This window comes from Pseudescherichia sp., assembly GCF_031987975.1.
Taxonomy (GTDB): domain Bacteria; phylum Pseudomonadota; class Gammaproteobacteria; order Enterobacterales; family Enterobacteriaceae; genus Pseudescherichia.
Genome location: NZ_DALZYX010000009.1, coordinates 138,820 through 158,775 on the forward strand (window position 1 = coordinate 138,820; position 19,956 = coordinate 158,775).

Sequence of the window (19,956 nt, forward strand, 5' to 3'; positions counted from 1 at the left end):
ACTAAACATGGGCTGCTATCATTTATAGCTAACTTATTAAAATTAACCCTACATATTAAATTCTATCGAGAATTACTTAGAGAAGGAATTTTAGATGAAGCTTTATTTAAGCCATTTGAAATATGATCACTCATCTTATTGCCAATGATTTTAAAATCATTTTTTTGGTCCTTGAGGTCACCATAAAATTCATGTGCATTACTCCCAAAACTCATGCCAAGATTGAAGTAACCCAATATGGAAGATACCAGTGACAGTTTTTGCGCCGCAGCGGGGTTTTTTTCTTCAACAGCCCTGCTTGCTATTGCAAATACTGTTGAGATAATAGCAGAGCTACTATTTATCAATTGATAAATTATCTTTGTTTTACTTTTGGAAGAAAACATTGAGCCTTCACGCCTTCCACTACCTACAAGACTGTTGAATATATCTTCAAAAACATGACCTAATTTACCGTTGGAAGTAGAAAATCTGCTCTCTAAGGAATTCCCAAGGCTTGAGAAAACCTCTCTCCCGCCCCTGCCAAAACGAGTACCCCTTTCAAGTCCTCTTTGAACATCAATAGAGCCTCGATTCCCGCGCCCTCTAAATGTCTGCTCAATAATATCTGTTGCTGAACTATACAGCGTTGTTATACCATTAATAATGCCTAATGCGAACGACGCTGTTTGAAGTTTTGCAGCAGCCTGAGGGTTACTCCCTTCTTCAACACGCCCAACAATATCAACTATATTTTTTGCAACCTGTGTACCGTATGTCAATGCGCCTTTTGTTGTTCTTACAATAATATTAGCCATTGCTTCTGACGTTTCTTCCGAAAATAAATATTTGAAAAGAGACTTTAAGCCAATAGTCAACATATCAACTATTAGTCCATGCCCACTTGGATCGGTATGGTTTACAGGATCGTTTTCACAGTAGGCATAGGGATTGATGCCACCAATGCCAAAAGGGCTTTCGCTATCGGGGCAGGTAAAACGCATCAAAATCGGATTATAGCCGCGATAACCATTTCCAAGATGTGAAACTCCAGTGAAAGGATCGGGACGCTCACCGTTAAAGCCTGGAAGCAGACCATTCTGTGAGTTATTAACAGATCCAAAAGCAGAATAAAGGGAAACATACTGATTATTGCCTTCGTAAGCCATCAGCGTGCTGTTAGTTTGATTAGTGCCAATAAGTTGTAAAGACATAATTATGCTCCAGTGATTGAGTATATCGCTGACGATATTTTTACAGTTTTTCATGGCTTACAGCAGCATTACCCGCCAACCCAGAAATAATTCGATCCTGCTGCTGCTCGCTTTGGCGGATCTGATTAACTAGCTGAGATCCACGGTAGTAAAGATATTGCTCTTCACTGCTTACTGATTGGTAGATAAGATTATTCAGCCCATCATAACCATAGCGTGCTTGCGTACCGTCAGAAGCCTCTACGCTAATCAAACGCCCCGATGCATCATAAGTTAAAGTACGGCCAGCCTCGTCACACTTTAGTCGTCCATCACTATAGTAGGCCAAATTAATAACTGTCGGATACGCAGGATTTCCACTGTGCTTAATTGATGTAAGCTGAGTAGGATCGTCGCTATTTATATACGAATTAGTGGTGTCAATGCTACTATTTATATATATAAATTCTGCTGTATCGGTTACACCGCTCTCATTAACTGTGGTGCAGGTCTTGATATTATTCAGACTATCATATTCAAATTCTTGTGAAGTAAATGCCTGCCCGTAACCATCTTTTGGCAGCACATTGCCGCTGCATTTATGGAGCTGAATCCTATTACGGGTATCATAATAATATTCATTATAACTTAGCGTTTCCGAACCCTGTTCAATCTTAACGGTGAAAACCTGATTATTCTCATAATAGTGGGTAGTAATAGTAATTTTTTCGCCGCTATCAGGGGTAATGGTACGAACATATTCGCGGCCATAATCATCATAGGTGATTTTCGTTTCAAGATTAGCGCTACCGTCTGTCAACTCAGCATTCTGAGTATACAGTCGCCCAAACTCGTCATAATCGAATGAGAGCGTGACGACTGGATCTGTAATAGTCTCAGGCTTACCTACCCTCACTCCAGAAACATAGTAACTTGACCATTGTGCATTATCTGCGATATCGGTATAGCTTACTGGTTTATTCAATACGCTCCATGTGTAAACGGGTACTTTAGTGCCCAAATTATTTAATACAGTTTCAGTATCCATTTGCCCAGATGTAAACCAAGTGTATGAATTGGCCTTCTTATCATCTTCCGTGGCAGTATCAAGTAGCCCTCTATCATAAAAATAGGTATAGTTTTGATTTATTATTTGATCATCATAGCTTGCTTTAACATGGGTTATTGCATTATCTAATAATGGATCATATGTATAGGTAAAGACCCTATTCAAACTATCGGTGAATGTATTAGGTTCCAGCGTGCTATCGATATAAGTATAAACCTCATGCCGTCCGCCAACCGTTACGTTTTTCACCCGCCCCAAGCCATCTATTTCACGGCTACCTACCTCATTAGATACGCCATATTTATCAATAACAGTAATCTTCTGCACAATGTCGAGGCTAAATTGCGGCGCATATTCATTAACAATAACTGTGCCGTCGGCAAAAGTACTTTTATAGGCTCGGTCAAAATCATCATATTCATAAACAGTTGTGTAACCCATTTCGTCTACGGATTGGCGCAGGCGCTTGAGTCCATCATAATAAGAATATGAACGGCTGTATTCATTACCCTCTACATCATAATGGATGACTGTTTCTGGCTTATACATGTTATTAAGAAAAACTTTGGTATTTGACGATACATTGCCGCTTTCAGCACGAATGTATCTATTAAAAATATTATCAATAGGCGTATATTGAAAACCTCGCCTTTGATAAACACTGCCATCGGGGTTATCACTATCACTGAAGAAATTATATGCACATGGCTTGCCCCAATTGTCACATTCGTTTTTAACATTAATTTCAAAACTTTCTACAGAACCAGAACTATTGATATAACTATCGAAAACAGTTTCATACAAAAGTCTTCCAAGCGAATCATAATTACGTGTTAATACTGTTGCAAAATCTTTATTAATCTGCTCTATTGCACTTTTTTCAATAGAGATAACTCGGCCTTGCGCATCATGACTTAAACGAGTGACACTGTTATTATAATCAGTAAAAGTGGTACTGAGATTAGGTTTGTCGCTGTCAGTCGATATATTATACTCAGCAGTAGTCGTCATTTCATACTTATCATTACCCTCAAACTTAACTTTTCTTAAAAAACGCCCAGCCGTATCGTAATAAAAATTATATTGCGCACCTAAAAATTCAGTCAATGACACCAGCTTCCCTGAATAGCAGGAGCGTTTTATAGAGCTTTCCAACTGATAACCATCATAACTGTTAATAGTCATGTCACACTGAATGGTGTTATCTTGAAATGTATAAACATGAACTTGTGAGCTTGAGAACTCTACAGGACTTTTTAAACCATTGTTCGTTGAGTCAGCATTATAAACATTTGTAGTTTTAATATAAATCAAGCCATAGTTGCTTTGAGAATTGATATCTGAATAGTATTGCGTATCGCTCGTTATTAATGCCTGTTTATCAGGTGTGCCAGTACCGTTATCAATTACTTTCACCAGCGACTCTTTATCTTTTACAATCGCGGTCACCATAGGACGATCGTTAAGCGCATCGAAGGAGCTATAGCGAGTATACGTTACCCGAACAGGTACATCGTCATAATCCGAGGGAGCAGGGGTTACTTTTTTGCTTTTTACCAGGTTGCCAAAACCATTGACATCAGCAGGGCACCCGGTATAACCGTCGGCGCTATCCGCTTCGCCGTCTGCGCTATAAAATTCATAGTCGGTCTGGGTACCGTCGGGATCGATCTGCTGCGTCAGATTGCCAAAATCATCGTATTGGTATTGGGTCAATTCACTACGCGTGCCACTGCTGTCCTTCCACGTTAATGTTTGGGTCTGCGGATACTGATACTGTGCCGGCAGATCGTCATAGCTTGTATCAGGATGATCGGCCTGCCAGGCGTCGGCATAGTACGAGGTATTTACAACGTAGGAAGTGTCACCCTGCAGCACCTCTAACTTGCTTAAAAGATGGTAGTTATTGTAGGTGTAGGTTGTCGTGATCTTCTGTCCATCGCTGTCGGTTTGCGTTAGCGTTGTGGAGTAGAAATAGTCCTGACCCGCCAGGCTATAGACGTAATCGGTTGTGGCATCCCACTGACCCCCCTCCGGCGAGTCAAAGCCCAGATAGTTAGGGAACCCTTGTGAGTCGTTTGGCCCATAGTCGGTCACCATGTCTGGTTGACCAAAGCCCGGAGAGACCGTTAATCGGGTAACGGCAGGTAACGGTTGTTGCCCCGACTGCGTAGGAAACAGCATAATACCTTTAGTTATATTATTATCATTATTGTAAACAACCTCTTTTATTAGCCCGGTGATAGACTGCGTTTTTACTAGCGTCTGCAGATCTCCCCCGATGCCAATATCTTGATAAAAATATTGCCAGCTTCCACCGTTTAATCCTGAATGAGAAATAGCGGATAAATAACTGTTCGTTTTGTGCAGGGTCAGGGAGTACTCTTCAGAAGAACCAGGATAAAAGGTCAGTATCGGTGATGAATCATAGTTACATTTCAATAGCGTTACTCCGCTATCGTCCGTAATATTATCTATTACATATGCTTTCGAGGTATTCTTCCATTTTATATTTATTGAATAGCCTAACGCCGTATACATTCTTGTTGGAATATACTTTCCGTATTCATAGGTATTCAAGTCAGTCACGCTACCATCATGCTCGGTAAGACGGTAAAAGGTGGTGCCGTAATCGTTAACCATCTGTACCAGGGTAAAGGTTTGCATCTTATTTTGCTTAATGACAGGTGGATTCATAGTGAAATCCACCTTATAGCTTTCCCCCGAAGCCAATGAAAGCTGTTGATTAACGGTATCGACTATTGTTAACGGAAGGGATATGCCAATACCTAAACCAAAATCGTCGGTTGACGAGGTTGGTGAGTAGCTTATAGCAAAGTTAAGCTCCGGCCCCATGGCATTATTACCAATGAGCTGTCCCAGCGAGTGCTGAAAGCTAAACAAACGGGTACGTGGATCGACATCTTCAGAGGAGGCGCTAATAAAATTAGGCGTTTGTGAATAGTAATTTGCACTCATGATGATACCTCAACAATAATATTGATTATTAATAAGGAGAGCCAGCCTGACTTTTATAAATCTAGTAGTTTCTTTTTTTTAATAAAGCCCCTTTTTTAGCGGGCTATGTCTGATATTTGGGCTAATTAAATCAATAATTGCCACGCCCCCTCTGTTTAAACATTGTACTCCCGATGCTGGCAGGCCTCCCCCGGCTTACGCTATACTAGGCCCTGGATCGCCGGTCCACTCGCTATGGATCGGCGTTTACCTGATGTATTACATGGATTTTCAACCTTCCCTTCTTGAGGATCTGGCCGATGGCTGGATAAGATATGTTAAACAGTATTCTACTGATACTTTGTCTGATTGCCGTAAGTGCGTTCTTCTCGCTGTCGGAGATTTCGCTTGCGGCCTCCCGTAAAATCAAACTTAAGCTGCTTGCCGACGACGGCAATATCAACGCCCAGCGCATCCTGAAAATGCAGGAAAACCCCGGCACCTTCTTTACCGTTGTGCAGATCGGCCTTAACGCCGTCGCCATTCTCGGCGGTATCGTGGGCGACGCGGCGTTCTCACCGGCCTTTTACAGCGTGCTGCTCAACGTGGTGTCGCCGGAGCTGGCGGATCGGCTGAGCTTTATTCTCTCCTTTACCCTCGTGACCGGGCTGTTCATTCTCTTTGCTGACCTGACCCCGAAACGCATCGGTATGATTGCGCCCGAAGCCGTGGCTTTGCGTATCATCAACCCGATGCGCTTCTGCCTGTTTATCTTCCGCCCGCTGGTGTGGTTCTTTAACGGGCTGGCCAACGTCATCTTCCGCATCTTCAAGCTGCCGATGGAGCGTAAGGACGACCTTACCTCCGATGATATCTACGCGGTATTTGAGGCCGGGGCGCTGGCAGGCGTGCTGCGTAAGCAGGAGCACGAGCTGATTGAGAACGTGTTTGAGCTGGAGTCGCGCACCGTGCCGTCATCCATGACCTCGCGCGAAAACGTCATCTGGTTCGATCTGCATGAAGATGAGCAGAGCCTGAAGAGCAAGGTGGCGGAGCATCCGCACTCCAAGTTTCTGGTCTGTAATCAGGATATCGATCACATCGTGGGCTACGTCGATTCCAAAGATCTGCTTAACCGCGTGCTGGCCAACCAGAGCCTGGCCCTGAACAGCGGCGTGCAGATCCGCAATACGCTGATTGTGCCAGACACCCTGACCCTCTCCGAAGCGCTGGAGAGCTTTAAGGCGGCGGGGGAAGACTTCGCGGTGATCATGAACGAGTATGCGCTGGTGGTGGGGATCATTACCCTCAACGACGTCATGACCACCCTGATGGGTGATTTGGTCGGTCAGGGACAGGAGGATCAGATCGTAGCCCGTGACGAGAACTCCTGGCTCATCGACGGCGGGACGCCAATCGACGATGTCATGCGCGTGTTGGATATCGACGAGTTCCCGCAGTCCGGCAACTACGAAACCATCGGCGGCTTTATGATGTTTATGCTGCGTAAAATCCCGAAACGCACCGACTCGGTGAAGTACTCCGGCTACAAGTTTGAGGTGGTGGATATCGATAACTACCGCATCGATCAGCTGCTGGTTACCCGCCTCGACAGCAAGCCTACTCCGCTGACGCCGAAGCTGCCAGACGCCGAGAACAAAGGCGCGGCGTAAAGCCCCTTCCCTGGAAACATCAACGGCCCCATTTGGGGCCGTCTTATTATATTACTCAACTACTGCATAGCACGTGCTTACGCCATATCGGTTTGCAGTCGCATAACATGGCGATTGACTTCAGACATCACAGAATAGTGCTGCTTATCTTTTACTTTCGGGACCAGGATTTTACCCTTGTCGAACTCAAAAGCGCCTACGTCCTTGATATACAACCGTCCACGAAACAGGATCTTCACGTACTTCGCTACCTGGAGCGGATTGTAACGTTGGAAAATTTTCATTCTTCTATCTCTCCTGCTAAATCTTACGCTCAAGCGACGCCACAATTGGCTCGACTTTGATGAACGCAAATTTTGTTGCCTAGTGACTATAGACCACAAACTCATTGATACCCAGCATGCATAAGTTTATTTACCGTTTGATGACAATTAATCAGAATTTTCTATTCCGAGTACTTATCAGGACAGTATAAGCCATGGTTTTTGCGCAAATGTGTGCGTTCACCCGCAAACTGGCACCCGGTTTGCGAGAAAAGAAGATTAATTGCATTTATCATTAAGGGCAGAGACCAAGTGGTCGGATCACCTGCACTGAATAAGGGGAACATGATGACGTTACGCAAGACTCTGGCTGTAACCTGCCTGCTGCTGCCGCTGGTGGCTTCGGCCCACCGCTTCGAAGAGAACCAGCGCGTTCCCCCCGTTGGCGTGGCCGATCGCGGCGAGCTGGTCCTCAACAATGATAAGTTTAGCTATAAAAACTGGAATAGCGCGCAGCTGACCGGAAAAGTGCGTGTGGTGATGCACATCGCTGGCCGCACCTCGGCGAAGGATAAAAATGCCGCGCTGATCGAGGCGATTAAAAACGCCAATTTACCGCACGACAGGTACCAGACCACCACAATCATCAATACCGATGATGCTATTCCCGGATCTGCGATGTTTGTGCGCAGCAGCATTGAGAGCAATAAGCAGCTCTACCCCTGGTCACAGTTTATTGTTGATAGCGAAGGGGTAACCCGTAAAGCCTGGCAGCTGCAGGAAGAAAGCTCCGCCGTCGCGGTGCTGGATAAAGAGGGACGGGTGCACTACGCCAAAGATGGTGCCCTCACCCAGCAGGAGTCGCAGCAGGTAGTTGCCCTGCTGCGTAAGCTGCTGGAGAGCTAAAGGTTAAAAAATTGAGACGCGGAAGCCGGGGTTGAGGAAGGATTCACGCGGCGTGTAGTCCAGCGTTTTTCCCTGCCAGTCATGGACGTGCGCCCCGGCAGCGACGGCCACCGCGTGGCCCGCGGCGGTATCCCAGACGCTGGTCGGCCCAAAGCGTGGATAGAGCTGTGCCTCACCTTCTGCCACCAGGCAGAACTTGAGTGACGAGCCGATCGCCGTGGTCTGGTGTTCACCCATCTGCTCCAGATACTCTTTCAGCTCGTTGTCGTTAGCGGCATGAGAGCGGCTAATCACCACCCGTGGCGGGCGGGCTTCACGCACCTGGATCGGGTTACGGATGTTGCTCTCCTCTTTCCAGGCCTTACCTTCCGCTGCGCTGTACATGACTTTCAGTACGGGGGCATAAACTACGCCCAGCACCGGCTTACCCTCCTCGATCAGGGCAATGTTAACGGTGAACTCGCCGTTGCGCTTGATGAACTCCTTAGTGCCATCCAGCGGATCCACCAGCCAGTAGCGCTGCCAGTGCTGACGTACTTCCCAGGCAGGCGGATCCTCTTCCGAAAGCACCGGAATATCAGGAGTAAGTGCTTGCAAACCTTTAACAATCACCTTGTGGGCCGCAATATCAGCCGCGGTTACCGGTGAATCGTCGGTCTTACGGTTCACGTCTATCGGGCTGTTCCCGTCGTAAACCTGCATAATGGCTTCGCCCGCTTCCCGCGCAAGCTGACAAATCGCTTCTAACATTTTCCACCTCTCTATGTCAGTGGTTTTAACTCGTTGTTTTACTTATACCCTATCACGACCAGAACTGCCATCTGTGACCACGTCTGCGGTTTTATCGCTCACTTTTATGGCAAGATTCACAAATTTGTAAGCAACCAGATGTAAATACATTCTCTTTTGTGGATTAGATCTAAAAGGACTCTCTGATGATTAAGTTTAGCGCAACGCTCCTGGCCATGCTGACGGCGGTGGGTGCCCAGGCTGCCACCGTGGATCTCCGCCTGCTGGAAACCACCGATCTGCACAGCAACATGATGGACTTTGACTACTACAAAGATACGCCGACAGAGAAGTTCGGCCTGGTGCGCACCGCGACGCTAATTAATGCCGCTCGCCAGGAGGCCGCCAATAGCGTGCTGGTGGATAACGGCGACGTGATTCAGGGCAGTCCGCTGGGGGATTACATGGCGGCGAAGGGATTAACCCAGAACGAGGTACACCCGGTCTATAAGGCGATGAATACCCTTGACTATGCGGTGGGTAACCTCGGCAACCATGAGTTCAACTATGGTCTGGATTATCTGCACCGCGCCCTGGCGGGAGCGAAGTTTCCCTACGTGAATGCCAATATCATCGACGCGAAAACGCAAAAGCCGCTGTTCACGCCTTACCTGATCAAAGAGACCACGGTGAAGGATAAAGAGGGCAAAACGCAGACGCTGCGCATTGGCTATATCGGCTTTGTGCCGCCGCAGATCATGACCTGGGATAAGGCTAACCTCAGCGGCAAGGTGACGGTGAACGATATTACCGAGACCGCACGCAAGTACGTACCAGAGATGCGCAGCAAAGGGGCGGACATCGTGGTAGTAATTGCTCACTCCGGACTTTCAGCCGAGCCGTACAAGGCGCTGGCAGAGAACTCAGTCTACTACCTCAGCGAGGTTCCCGGCGTAGACGCGATCCTCTTTGGGCATGCTCATGCGGTCTTCCCCGGTAAAGACTTTGCCGATATCAAAGGTGCGGATATCGCTACCGGCACCCTTAACGGCGTACCGGCGGTGATGCCCGGCATGTGGGGAGATCACCTCGGCGTGGTCGATTTGGTGCTGAACAACGACGGCGGCAAATGGCAGGTGACCCACTCCCGCGCTGAGGCGCGTCCCATCTACGACGCAGCGGCGAAGAAATCGCTGGCGGCAGAAGACAGCAAGCTGATTTCCGTTCTGAAAGAGTCTCACGACGCTACCCGGGAGTTTGTCAGCAAGCCCATCGGGCAGTCTGCCGATAACATGTATAGCTACCTGTCGCTGGTACAGGATGACCCCACCGTGCAGGTCGTCAACATGGCGCAGAAGGCCTACGTAGAGCACTATATTCAGGGCGATCCGGATCTGGCCTCGCTGCCGGTACTCTCTGCCGCCGCGCCATTCAAAGCAGGCGGTCGCAAGAACGATCCGGCCAGCTTCGTCGAGGTGGAAAAAGGCCAGCTGACCTTCCGCAACGCCGCCGATCTCTACCTCTACCCAAATACGCTGGTGGTGGTGAAGGCCAGTGGAAAAGAGGTGAAGGAGTGGCTGGAGTGCTCTGCCGGGCAGTTTAACCAGATCGATCCGCACAGCAGCAAGCCGCAGTCGCTGATTAACTGGGATACCTTCCGCACCTATAACTTTGATGTGATTGACGGCGTCAATTACCAGGTCGATGTTACCCAGCCCGCTCGCTATGATGGCGAGTGCCAGAGTCTGAATCCGCAGGCGGAGCGCATTAAAAATCTGACCTTCAACGGCAAGCCCATCGATCCCAACGCCACTTTCCTCGTTGCCACTAACAACTACCGCGCCTACGGCGGCAAGTTTGCCGGGACGGGGGACAGTCACATCGCCTTTGCCTCGCCGGATGAGAACCGCTCCGTGCTGGCGGCGTGGATAAGCACTGAGTCAGCCCGCTCGGGGGCAATCCACCCGGCGGCAGATAACAACTGGCGTCTTGCACCGATCCACAGCGATACGACGCTGGATATTCGCTTCGAAACCTCTCCTTCTGACAAGGCGGCAGCGTTTATCAAAGAGAAGGCCCAGTACCCGATGAGCCAGGTCGGCAGCGATGACATCGGGTTCGCAATTTACAAAGTTAATCTAAACGCGAAGTAACCCGTAGGCCGGGCAAGGCGAAGGCCGCCGCCCGGCGATTTCCGACCCTACGCCGCCCGCTCGTCGCGCCTCGCCAGTACCTCCGGCAGGTTCAGCTCTATCCAGTCGGCGAGCGCGGCGACTTTCTCGCTCACCTCTTCCCCCAGCGGCGTCAGGCTGTACTCAACGTGCGGCGGCACGACCGGATAAGCCACGCGGTTGATAAAGCCGTCCTGCTCCAGCCACTGTAAGGTTTGCGCCAGCATCTTCTCGCTGACGCCACCCATCTTGCGGCGCAGATCGCTAAAGCGATGCGTGCCGTCGCGCAGGGCCACCATCACCAGCACGCCCCAGCGGCTGGTCAGATGCTTAAGCACGTCGCGGGAGGGACACTGCTCGGCGAACAGATTACCTTCGCGCAGCCGTTCACTTAGCGTCTGGGGTGCGTTAGTTATTTTCATACTTACCTTTTTGTACGTACTTACTAAAAGTTAGTTAGGGTGCTAGTGTGCCATAACTCACTACCCACAAGAAGGAAAATTCTATGATCGCCATTACTGGTGCAACCGGCCACCTGGGCCAGCTAACCTTTACTGAACTGCTGAAAACCGTCCCCGCCAGCCAGCTGGTGGCCATTGTGCGTAACCCGGCGAAAGCCGAAACCCTGGCTCAGCAGGGCGTCACCGTACGCCAGGCGGAGTATACCGATCGGGCCGCGCTCACGGCCGCCCTTGAGGGCGTTGAGAAGCTGCTGCTGATCTCCTCCAGCGAAGTGGGCCAGCGCGCGGTTCAGCACCGTAACGTCATCGACGCGGCGAAGGCGGCGGGGGTGAAATTCATCGCCTATACCAGCCTGCTGCATGCCGATCGCTCCCCGCTGGGCCTGGCAGCTGAACATATTGAAACCGAACGCAACCTGGCAGCCTCTGGTATCCCCTACACCCTGCTGCGTAACGGCTGGTATAGCGAAAACTACCTGGCCAGCGCCCCAGCGGCGTTAGCGCATGGCGTGTTTATCGGCTCAGCCGGTGAGGGCAAAATCGCCTCCGCCACCCGGGCTGACTATGCAGCGGCGGCGGCTAAGGTGATGAGCAGCGAAGGCCATGCGGGCAAGGTATACGAGCTGGCAGGCGATGAAGCCTGGACCCTCAGCGAGCTGGCAGCAGCGTTGAGCAAGCAGAGCGGTAAGCCGGTGGTGTATCAGAACCTCAGCGAAGCCGACTTTGCTGAAGCGCTGAAAGGGGCAGGTCTGCCGGAAGCATTCGCTAACCTGCTGGCAGACTCCGACGTCGGCGCGGCAAAAGGGGGTCTGTTCGACGACAGCCGGACGCTGAGCACGCTGATTGGCCGCCCTACCACGCCAATTCACGACAGCATTCGCGAAATCGTCTGAGGTTACAGAGTCGTTAATTTTTGTAGCATCCCGGTGGGTCATTCCTGATAATGAAGTAATGACCCGCGTGGAGAGAGCCAGTGCAAGGTGTACCGGAGCAGTTCAGCGATGAAAAAGACAGCGCCCGCTTTCGCCATCTGGCGCAGCTTCCGGGTGTGGAGCTGTATCATGCCCATATCTCCCGCTACGCCTTTGAGCCGCATACCCACGAAGCCTTTGGCATTGGCACCATAGAGGCTGGCGCGGAGCGCTTTCGCTATCGCGGGGCGCAGCACGTCGCGCCGGCCCGCTCGGTGGTCACTATGAATCCCGATGAGCTGCACACCGGCGAGGCGGCAGCCGACGACGGCTGGCGCTACCGCATGATCTACCTTGAACCGGATCTGCTGGAGCAGGTCACCGGCATCCGTCACTGGTGGTTCGCTGACGCCACCCGTTACGATCCGCTTCGCTCCCGGCGGATCTGCGTCCTGATCCACAGCCTCTGGCACAGCGACGATCCGCTGGCCCAGCAGGGGCTGCTGCTGGATCTGATAGACACCTTCCGCCCGCTGGCTCGCCATGCACCGGCGCAGGCGGAGGGCGCGCACCGCTTCGAGCGTGTGCGCGACTACCTGCACGACAACTATATGCACACCCTCACCCTGGAGGAGCTGGCTCAGGTGGTCTCCCTGAGTCCGTACCATTTCCAGCGCCAGTTCAAGGCCCATTTTCACGTCACGCCGCACCAGATGCTGATGGCGATCCGCCTGTGGCGTGCTAAAGATTTTCTCACCCAGGGGATGCCCGCCGCCGACGTTGCCGCTGTCACCGGACTGACAGATCAGTCGCACCTTACCCGCGCTTTTACCCGCCGCTACGGCATCACCCCGGTGCGCTACCAGAAACAGGTAGTCCGGCGCTAATGCGCAATCTCGTACAATACGGCCGGCCGCTGCCTTCTTACACTGCATGCAGATTTAAATAAATGGATGGAACAAATGATTAGCGGTGTGTTGTATGCCCTGCTTGCAGGTCTAATGTGGGGATTGATTTTTGTCGGACCACTGATCGTGCCGGAGTACCCGGCGCTGCTACAGTCGATGGGGCGCTATCTGGCGCTGGGGCTTATCGCCCTGCCGCTGGCGTGGCTGGGTCGTAAGCGCCTGAAAAAGCTAGTCCGCCGGGACTGGCTTACCGCGCTGGAGCTGACCATGATGGGCAACCTGATCTATTACGCCTGCCTGGCAAGCGCTATTCAGCGCACCGGTGCACCTGTCTCAACCATGATAATCGGCACTCTGCCCGTGGTGATCCCGGTCTTCGCCAACCTGCTCTACAGCCGCCATGACGGCAAGCTGGCGTGGTCGAAAATGGTTCCCGCCCTGGTCTGTATCGCTATCGGCCTGGCGTGCGTTAACATTGCCGAGCTGCGGCACGGCGTAACGGGTGCGGGCGGATGGCGCTACGTCTCCGGGATCCTACTGGCCGTCATCTCAGTGGTGTGCTGGGCATGGTATGCCCTGCGTAATGCCCGCTGGCTGCGGGATAACCCGGATAAAAATCCAATGATGTGGGCAACCGCGCAGGCGCTGGTGACCCTGCCGGTTTCGTTGATAGGATATGTGGCGGTATGCGGCTGGTTAGGCGTTCAGCAACCCGAGTTCACGCTGCCGTTTGGCCCCCGTCCGGGCCTGTTCGTTGGATTGATGGTGGCGATCGCCGTGCTCTGCTCATGGGTGGGCGCACTGTGCTGGAATATCGCCAGCCAGAAGCTGCCGACGGTAATTTTAGGTCCGCTGATTGTCTTTGAAACCCTGGCGGGGCTGCTCTATACCTTCCTGCTGCGCCAGAGTTTGCCGCCTTTGCTGACGGCATCAGGTATTCTACTGTTGGTGATTGGCGTAACGCTTGCCGTCAGAGGAAAACCGGTGCAGTAGGCCGGGCAAACGCAGTGCCGCCCGGCGATTTATCGGTTAAGCGTTAGCCATATCTGCCTGGCGACGGGTAGTTTTGAACACCGCTACCGCCTCGCTCAAACGGGCGGACTGCTCCTCCAGCGCCGCCGCCGCCGCCGCAGACTCCTCCACCAGCGAGGCGTTCTGCTGCGTGACGCGATCCATCTCCGCTACCGCCTGGCCAACCTGATCGATACCGCGGCTCTGTTCGTCAGAAGCGGAGGCGATTTCGCCCATGATATCGGTCACGCGGGTGACCGCACTGACGATCTCCGCCATGGTCTCCCCGGCCTGGTTGACCAGCATGGAGCCGGCGTCAACCCGATCGCCGGAGGCATCAATCAGGCCCTTGATCTCCTTCGCCGCCTGGGCGCTGCGCTGGGCAAGAGTACGCACCTCACCAGCCACCACGGCAAAGCCCCGTCCCTGCTCACCCGCGCGTGCTGCCTCTACCGCCGCGTTCAGTGCCAGGATGTTGGTCTGGAAAGCAATCCCGTCAATAACATTCGTGATCTGGGCAATTTTGCTGGAGCTGGTGGCGATCTCGTCCATCGTCTGCACCACCTTCTCCACCACGCTGCCGCCTTTCTTCGCAGTAGAAGAGGCATCCAGCGCCAGACGTGAAGCCTGGCGAGCGTTGTCGGCATTCTGCTTCACGGTGGCCGTCAACTGCTCCATGCTGGCCGCCGTCTCTTCCAGGGAAGCGGCCTGCTGCTCGGTACGGGAGGAGAGATCGTTGCTGCCCGTAGAGATCTCACTCGCGCCGGTATAGATTACGTCGGCCCCGTCACGCACCACGCCGACCGTATTTGCCAACGCGGTTTGCATCTCCTTCACGTTACGCGCCAGCAGCGCCATCTCGTTTTTGCCTTCGGCGGCAATCGGCTGGGTCAGATCGCCTGCGGCGATAGCGCGGATATGGCCGAGCACCTCATCCAGCGGCTGGAGCAGCACGCGGCGCATCGCAATCCAGCTGGTAATAATCACGGCAATGACCATGAGCATGATCGCAGAGAGGATCCACAGAATACGTTTGTAGTCGCTCTCATTATCTTTCACGCCCTTGCTGGCCAGATCCGCCTGTGCCTGACGCCACTCGTGGTAGACCGCCTGCATCGCTTTCTGCTTCTGCTCGGCGTTCTGTTTGAACATCTCTTCCAGTTTGCCCTGGGCAAGGAAAGTGTTCATCTGAGCCAGGGTGGTAGAGTAATTGCGATACTGCTCTTCCAGGCGGTCGGCCAGATGCTCGTCCATCCCCGGCGTTTCCGGCAGGGCATAGTATTTGTCGTAATGGTCTTTAGCCTCCGCCAGCAGGTTTTTCGCGATGATAACCAGCTCGCTGAGTTGCCCGCCGTTGATCTGGCTCGCCTCGCTGCTTTGCAGACGCAGCATGCCCCGGTTGAGGGTCACGCGGGCCTGGTTCAGGCTAATCCATGCGTCGGTAAATTCAGCGACGTTCTGGCTGGAGAGCTGGGAGACATTGAAATTATCTTTATCGTTATTAAGCGCGGTAATGAACACGCTGGCTGAGATCGCCTGCATGACGCCAAGCGCCAGCAGGACTGAAATCAGCAGGGTAATGACTTTCATACGTTTAAACATGTATTGCCTTTTAGGTGCAGGATATTGTCTGGCCTGTATCTATCGGCAGGCATGGCGGCTTCTTGAACATAATTGTGAAGTACATCTCATTTTCCCCCTGCCGCTAAAGGGTTATAGCGCTGGTTTAAAGATGCATTTAAAATACATCTTATTATTTAACCCTTGAGGTAACTGCTATGGCCTTTCGCGATCAATCTTTAGGTGAGCTGGCGCTCTCTATCCCCCGGGCCTCGGCCCTGTTCCGTCAGTACGATATGGACTACTGCTGTGGCGGTAAGCAGACTCTGGCGCGTGCGGCCCAGCGCAAAGCGCTGGATGTTGAAGAAATTGAGACGGCGCTGGCGAAGCTGGCCGAGCAGCCGGTAGACAAGGACTGGCGCGTAGCCCCGCTGGCCGAGATTATTGATCACATCATCGTGCGCTATCACGACAGGCACCGCGAACAGCTGCCAGAGCTGATCCTGCAGGCCACCAAGGTTGAGCGCGTTCATGCCGATAAGCCCAACGTGCCGCGTGGGCTGACCAAATACCTGACCATGCTGCATGAGGAGCTGACTAGCCACATGATGAAGGAGGAGCGGATCCTCTTCCCGATGATCAAGCAGGGCCAGGGCAGCCATGCGGCGGGACCGGTAAGCGTGATGGAGAGTGAGCACGATGAAGCGGGTGAGCTGCTGGAGGTGATCAAGCACACCACCCATAACGTGACGCCGCCGCCCGAGGCCTGCACGACGTGGAAAGCGATGTATAACGGGATTAACGAGCTGATTGACGATCTGATGGAGCACATCAGCCTGGAGAATAACGTGCTCTTCCCACGCGCGTTAGCCGGGGAGTAAACAAAAAGGCCCGGCAGCGCTACGCTTGCCGGGCCTACAGACTATTACTTCCAGAAACCTTACTTACGGAAACTCTCTACGCGCTTCTTGCCGACCAGCAGCCAGAATGCGCCCAGCACCACGAACCACAGCGGCGTGACGATCAGCGCCTGACGGGTATCCTCTTCCAGGGTCAGCAGCACCAGCACAAAGGCAAAGAACGCCATGCACACCCAGCACATCACCTTACCCAGCGGCATCTTGTAGATCGACTTCGCGTGCAGCTCCGGACGGCGCTTACGGTAGACCAGATATGAGCAGAGAATAATGGTCCAGACGAACATAAACAGGATCGCTGATACGGTGGTGATCATGGTGAAGGCCGCAATCACGCTCGGGTTCACGTAGAGGATCACCACACCGCCCAGCAGGCAGATGCAAGAGAAGGTCAGGCCGGTAGCCGGTACGGCACGCTTCGACAGCTTGCCGAAGCTCTTCGGTGCCACGCCGTCCTGGGCCAAGCCAAACAGCATCCGGCTGGTGGAGAAGACGCCGCTGTTTGCCGAGGAGGCCGCAGAGGTCAGCACCACAAAGTTAATGATGCTCGCCGCAGCTGGCAGGCCCACCAGCACAAACAGCTCAACGAACGGGCTTTTGTTCGGTACCACCGAGCTCCACGGCGTCACGGACATGATCACAATCAGCGCGAAGACGTAGAACATAATGATACGGATAGGAATAGAGTTAATCGCACGTGGCAGTGATTTCTCCGGATCTTTGGTCTCGGCTGCCGTGGTGCCTACCAGCTCAATACCGACAAAGGCAAAGACCGCGATCTGGAAACCGGCAAAGAAGCCGCTCAGCCCTTTCGGGAACCAGCCGCCATCATCCCACAGGTGGGTAAAGGAGGCCTCAACGCCGGTTGGCGACTGGAAGTTCATCAGCACCATGACCACGCCTACGATAATCAGCGACACGATGGCGACGATTTTGATCATCGCAAACCAGAACTCCATCTCACCGAACAGCTTCACCGTCGCCAGGTTAAGGCTCAGCAGCAGCGCGATCACCGCCAGCGAGGCCACCCAGTCCGACAGTCCGGGGAACCAGAACTGGGCGTAGGCGGTGATGGCTACCACGTCCGCCATGCCGGTGACCACCCAGCAGAACCAGTAAGTCCAGCCGGTAAAGTAGCCCGCCCAGGGACCGAGCAGATCGGCAGCAAAGTCGCTAAACGACTTGTATTCGAGGTTCGACAGCAGCAGCTCGCCCATGGCGCGCATCACGAAAAAGAGCATGAAGCCAATGATCATATAAACAAATATGATCGACGGGCCGGCAAGGCTGATTGTTTTACCCGATCCCATAAACAGCCCGGTACCGATGGCACCCCCAATGGCAATAAGCTGGATATGACGGTTTGTAAGATGACGTCGTAGCGACTGCTCGGCCGGAGCCTGCTCGTCGGTAGCGACTTTGATCTGATCTACCATGTGTTTATTTCCTGTACCTGTCTGTGTTGTTGAGGCTCTTCTGGCCTTTCATTGCGTGACGCCGCAGGGCGCCTGAATGTGGACTCATCGATATTAGGTAAGAATCGGAGGGATGAATACTGCGATTTAAAAGCAATGTTACACTTATGTTAAAAATGAGTGTGATATCACACCACTACCTGGATTTGGCTCACAAAAATACACGCAAAAAATGCATTTGCAAGATTAAGTATCGACATTTCTGTAAAGAGTGGAGGATATGCGGAATTGTCGCTTCCTCCCCCCATTTGGGGAGAGGAATCGTTTAGCAGCGTTACAGAATTTCCAGCAGCTCGACTTCAAACACCAGGGTGCTGAACGGCGGAATCGATGCGCCCGCACCGCGCTCGCCGTAGGCCAGGTTCTGCGGAATGGTCAGCTCCCACTTCGAGCCGACCGGCATCAGGGTCAGCGCTTCGATCCAGCCTGGGATCACGCCGTTAACCGGAAACTCAGCCGGTTCGCCACGGGCCACGGAGCTGTCAAAGACCGAGCCGTCCGTCAGCTTACCGGTGTAGTGCACGCGCACGCGGTCGGTACGCGCCGGGATAGCGCCCTCGCCCTGCTTGATGACGCGGAACTGCAGGCCGGACTCGGTGCTGTTCACGCCTTCACGCTCGCGGTTCTCGTCCAGATACTTCTCGCCCTCTTCCGCCATCGCGGCAAAGCGTTCGCGACGCACCGCATCGGCACGCTCGTGAATTTCACGCAGCGCACGATGAACAACATCCACCGGCACAGCAGGCTGTTTACCTGCCAGCGCGTCGGCAATACCGGCAACCAGCGCTTCCGGCAGCAGGCCCTGGAGGCCAGACTCGCTCAGCTGCTGGCCTACCTGCAGGCCGATACCGTAACTTGCCTGTGCTTCGATAGTGTCAAACGTCGGGGTTGTCATGGGTTTTCCTTTCATCGTATTAAAAGTAGCGGGCAGCATAGCAGCCGCGCCGCACCGGGTAAAACTTTGTCGCAGGGAGGGTGACAAATCGCAGCGAAAAAGAAACAATAGAGAGGGGTAAGATTATTCCCGATCCCAGGTCACGAAAGAGCGCTTTACTACGCGAGTCAGGCAGTTAGCAATCTATACTCAGTGATACAGGAAAATAACGACGCGGAGCAGGAGGAAAGCCATGCCCGGGCGATTTGCACTGAAACCGACTCTGGCGAAAATCTGGTACGCGCCGGATAACTTTCGCATTATGGATCCGCTGCCCCCTGCGCACCGTCGCGGCATTATTATTGCGGCTCTGCTGATTATCATTGGCTTCTTGCTGCCGTCCGGGGACAACGCCGACGATGCGCCGGTCAGGCGTGACGCCCAGCTGGATATCGCCCCGTCCCAGCCAGCACCTACAGCCCAGCCCGCCGCGCCAACGGTGAGCGATCCCCAGCTGGTTGCGCCGGTTGCCCCGGAGCCAATCCAGGAGCAGGAGCAGCCGGAAGATACGCAAAGCAATACCGCGCAGACTAACGTCGTGCAGCCCTTCCAGGAGTCAGGAGGCATCGATCAGCAGTGGCGGACCTACCGCATTGCGTCTGGCCAAACGCTGGCCCAGCTGTTCCGCGATCATAACCTGCCGGCGACGGACGTCTATGCAATGGCGCAGGTCGAGGGCAGCGGCAAGCCGCTCAGCACGCTGCAAACCGGCCAGGTGGTGAAGATCCGCCAGAACGCCAGTGGCGTGGTCACCGGCCTGACAATTGAAACCGGCGATGGCGAGGTGCTGTTTACCCGCCAGGCCAACGGCAGCTTTATCCGCGCCCGCTGATTTCAG

16 protein-coding genes are annotated in these 19,956 nt (G+C 52.9%); 8 read left to right on the forward strand and 8 right to left on the reverse strand.

Going from position 1 to position 19,956, the window contains the following annotated elements; translation table 11 throughout:
• Positions 1 to 62 precede the first annotated feature (62 nt).
• Both RTN40_RS16955 and RTN40_RS16960 read right to left on the reverse strand, forming a co-directional pair.
• Complete coding sequence (locus RTN40_RS16955) at positions 63 to 1,193, reverse strand: RHS repeat-associated core domain-containing protein (RefSeq protein ID WP_312229492.1); 1,131 nt, start codon at positions 1,191 to 1,193, stop codon at positions 63 to 65.
• Positions 1,194 to 1,233: 40 nt separating this feature from the next.
• Positions 1,234 to 5,220 (reverse strand): RHS repeat domain-containing protein, encoded by a 3,987-nt coding sequence (locus RTN40_RS16960; RefSeq protein ID WP_312229493.1) that lies wholly within the window; start codon positions 5,218 to 5,220, stop codon positions 1,234 to 1,236.
• A 314-nt stretch (positions 5,221 to 5,534) separates the two neighbouring features.
• Between RTN40_RS16960 and RTN40_RS16965 the strand changes: the two genes are divergently transcribed.
• The gene (locus RTN40_RS16965; protein WP_312229494.1) at positions 5,535 to 6,872 is read left to right on the forward strand and encodes a hemolysin family protein; all 1,338 of its coding nucleotides are present in this window, start codon (positions 5,535 to 5,537) and stop codon (positions 6,870 to 6,872) included.
• A 77-nt stretch (positions 6,873 to 6,949) separates the two neighbouring features.
• Here the strand turns inward: RTN40_RS16965 and RTN40_RS16970 are convergent, their stop codons facing one another.
• Positions 6,950 to 7,156: a DUF1107 domain-containing protein gene (locus RTN40_RS16970; RefSeq protein ID WP_312229495.1), complete on the reverse strand. Its 207-nt coding sequence runs from the start codon at positions 7,154 to 7,156 to the stop codon at positions 6,950 to 6,952.
• Positions 7,157 to 7,483: 327 nt separating this feature from the next.
• Here RTN40_RS16970 and RTN40_RS16975 point away from each other — a divergent pair, with 327 nt between their 5' ends.
• A complete protein-coding gene (locus RTN40_RS16975) occupies positions 7,484 to 8,041 on the forward strand; it encodes a YtfJ family protein (RefSeq protein WP_312229543.1) in 558 nt (185 codons plus the stop codon).
• Between the two features lie 3 nt (positions 8,042 to 8,044).
• Here RTN40_RS16975 and cysQ read toward each other — a convergent pair whose 3' ends face one another.
• Positions 8,045 to 8,791 carry a 3'(2'),5'-bisphosphate nucleotidase CysQ gene (cysQ, locus tag RTN40_RS16980; RefSeq protein ID WP_312229496.1) on the reverse strand — a complete coding sequence of 249 codons (747 nt, stop codon included), beginning with the start codon at positions 8,789 to 8,791 and terminating at the stop codon, positions 8,045 to 8,047.
• A gap of 185 nt (positions 8,792 to 8,976) precedes the next feature.
• On the opposite strand from cysQ, the gene RTN40_RS16985 reads away from it, so the two are divergent.
• Complete coding sequence (locus RTN40_RS16985; protein ID WP_312229497.1) at positions 8,977 to 10,923, forward strand: bifunctional 2',3'-cyclic-nucleotide 2'-phosphodiesterase/3'-nucleotidase; 1,947 nt, start codon at positions 8,977 to 8,979, stop codon at positions 10,921 to 10,923.
• A gap of 47 nt (positions 10,924 to 10,970) precedes the next feature.
• Here the strand turns inward: RTN40_RS16985 and RTN40_RS16990 are convergent, their stop codons facing one another.
• Positions 10,971 to 11,363, reverse strand: coding sequence for a helix-turn-helix domain-containing protein (locus RTN40_RS16990; protein ID WP_103818604.1), 393 nt, complete (start codon positions 11,361 to 11,363; stop codon positions 10,971 to 10,973).
• Between the two features lie 83 nt (positions 11,364 to 11,446).
• Here RTN40_RS16990 and RTN40_RS16995 point away from each other — a divergent pair, with 83 nt between their 5' ends.
• The 3 genes from RTN40_RS16995 (at position 11,447) to RTN40_RS17005 (ending at position 14,214) form a co-directional block, all read left to right on the forward strand.
• Positions 11,447 to 12,295: an SDR family oxidoreductase gene (locus RTN40_RS16995; RefSeq protein ID WP_312229498.1), complete on the forward strand. Its 849-nt coding sequence runs from the start codon at positions 11,447 to 11,449 to the stop codon at positions 12,293 to 12,295.
• Between the two features lie 80 nt (positions 12,296 to 12,375).
• Positions 12,376 to 13,200 (forward strand): AraC family transcriptional regulator, encoded by an 825-nt coding sequence (locus RTN40_RS17000; RefSeq protein ID WP_312229499.1) that lies wholly within the window; start codon positions 12,376 to 12,378, stop codon positions 13,198 to 13,200.
• A 75-nt stretch (positions 13,201 to 13,275) separates the two neighbouring features.
• Positions 13,276 to 14,214, forward strand: a complete 939-nt coding sequence (locus RTN40_RS17005; RefSeq protein WP_312229500.1) for a DMT family transporter — start codon at positions 13,276 to 13,278, stop codon at positions 14,212 to 14,214.
• Between the two features lie 36 nt (positions 14,215 to 14,250).
• On the opposite strand, the gene RTN40_RS17010 is transcribed toward RTN40_RS17005, so the two are convergent.
• Positions 14,251 to 15,834 carry a methyl-accepting chemotaxis protein gene (locus RTN40_RS17010; protein WP_312229501.1) on the reverse strand — a complete coding sequence of 528 codons (1,584 nt, stop codon included), beginning with the start codon at positions 15,832 to 15,834 and terminating at the stop codon, positions 14,251 to 14,253.
• Between the two features lie 176 nt (positions 15,835 to 16,010).
• Between RTN40_RS17010 and ytfE the strand changes: the two genes are divergently transcribed.
• The gene (gene ytfE / locus RTN40_RS17015; RefSeq protein WP_312229502.1) at positions 16,011 to 16,673 is read left to right on the forward strand and encodes an iron-sulfur cluster repair protein YtfE; all 663 of its coding nucleotides are present in this window, start codon (positions 16,011 to 16,013) and stop codon (positions 16,671 to 16,673) included.
• Between the two features lie 59 nt (positions 16,674 to 16,732).
• Here ytfE and cycA read toward each other — a convergent pair whose 3' ends face one another.
• Together cycA and fklB are read right to left on the reverse strand one after the other, a co-directional pair.
• Positions 16,733 to 18,145, reverse strand: a complete 1,413-nt coding sequence (gene cycA, locus RTN40_RS17020; protein WP_312229503.1) for a D-serine/D-alanine/glycine transporter — start codon at positions 18,143 to 18,145, stop codon at positions 16,733 to 16,735.
• Positions 18,146 to 18,458: 313 nt separating this feature from the next.
• Positions 18,459 to 19,079, reverse strand: a complete 621-nt coding sequence (gene fklB, locus RTN40_RS17025) for an FKBP-type peptidyl-prolyl cis-trans isomerase (protein WP_312229504.1) — start codon at positions 19,077 to 19,079, stop codon at positions 18,459 to 18,461.
• 232 nt (positions 19,080 to 19,311) lie between these two features.
• Between fklB and RTN40_RS17030 the strand changes: the two genes are divergently transcribed.
• Positions 19,312 to 19,950: a LysM-like peptidoglycan-binding domain-containing protein gene (locus RTN40_RS17030; RefSeq protein ID WP_312229505.1), complete on the forward strand. Its 639-nt coding sequence runs from the start codon at positions 19,312 to 19,314 to the stop codon at positions 19,948 to 19,950.
• Positions 19,951 to 19,956 lie beyond the last annotated feature (6 nt).

Excerpts from the sequence above, each read along its gene's own strand:
- RTN40_RS16955 (WP_312229492.1), bottom strand. The coding sequence starts at position 1,193 with ATGTCTTTACAACTTATTGGCACTAATCAAACTAACAGCACGCTGATG.
- RTN40_RS16960 (WP_312229493.1), bottom strand. The coding sequence starts at position 5,220 with ATGAGTGCAAATTACTATTCACAAACGCCTAATTTTATTAGCGCCTCC.
- RTN40_RS16965 (WP_312229494.1), top strand. The coding sequence starts at position 5,535 with ATGTTAAACAGTATTCTACTGATACTTTGTCTGATTGCCGTAAGTGCG.
- RTN40_RS16970 (WP_312229495.1), bottom strand. The coding sequence starts at position 7,156 with ATGAAAATTTTCCAACGTTACAATCCGCTCCAGGTAGCGAAGTACGTG.
- RTN40_RS16975 (WP_312229543.1), top strand. The coding sequence starts at position 7,484 with ATGACGTTACGCAAGACTCTGGCTGTAACCTGCCTGCTGCTGCCGCTG.
- cysQ (WP_312229496.1), bottom strand. The coding sequence starts at position 8,791 with ATGTTAGAAGCGATTTGTCAGCTTGCGCGGGAAGCGGGCGAAGCCATT.
- RTN40_RS16985 (WP_312229497.1), top strand. The coding sequence starts at position 8,977 with ATGATTAAGTTTAGCGCAACGCTCCTGGCCATGCTGACGGCGGTGGGT.
- RTN40_RS16990 (WP_103818604.1), bottom strand. The coding sequence starts at position 11,363 with ATGAAAATAACTAACGCACCCCAGACGCTAAGTGAACGGCTGCGCGAA.
- RTN40_RS16995 (WP_312229498.1), top strand. The coding sequence starts at position 11,447 with ATGATCGCCATTACTGGTGCAACCGGCCACCTGGGCCAGCTAACCTTT.
- RTN40_RS17005 (WP_312229500.1), top strand. The coding sequence starts at position 13,276 with ATGATTAGCGGTGTGTTGTATGCCCTGCTTGCAGGTCTAATGTGGGGA.
- RTN40_RS17010 (WP_312229501.1), bottom strand. The coding sequence starts at position 15,834 with ATGTTTAAACGTATGAAAGTCATTACCCTGCTGATTTCAGTCCTGCTG.
- ytfE (WP_312229502.1), top strand. The coding sequence starts at position 16,011 with ATGGCCTTTCGCGATCAATCTTTAGGTGAGCTGGCGCTCTCTATCCCC.
- cycA (WP_312229503.1), bottom strand. The coding sequence starts at position 18,145 with ATGGTAGATCAGATCAAAGTCGCTACCGACGAGCAGGCTCCGGCCGAG.
- fklB (WP_312229504.1), bottom strand. The coding sequence starts at position 19,079 with ATGACAACCCCGACGTTTGACACTATCGAAGCACAGGCAAGTTACGGT.
- RTN40_RS17030 (WP_312229505.1), top strand. The coding sequence starts at position 19,312 with ATGCCCGGGCGATTTGCACTGAAACCGACTCTGGCGAAAATCTGGTAC.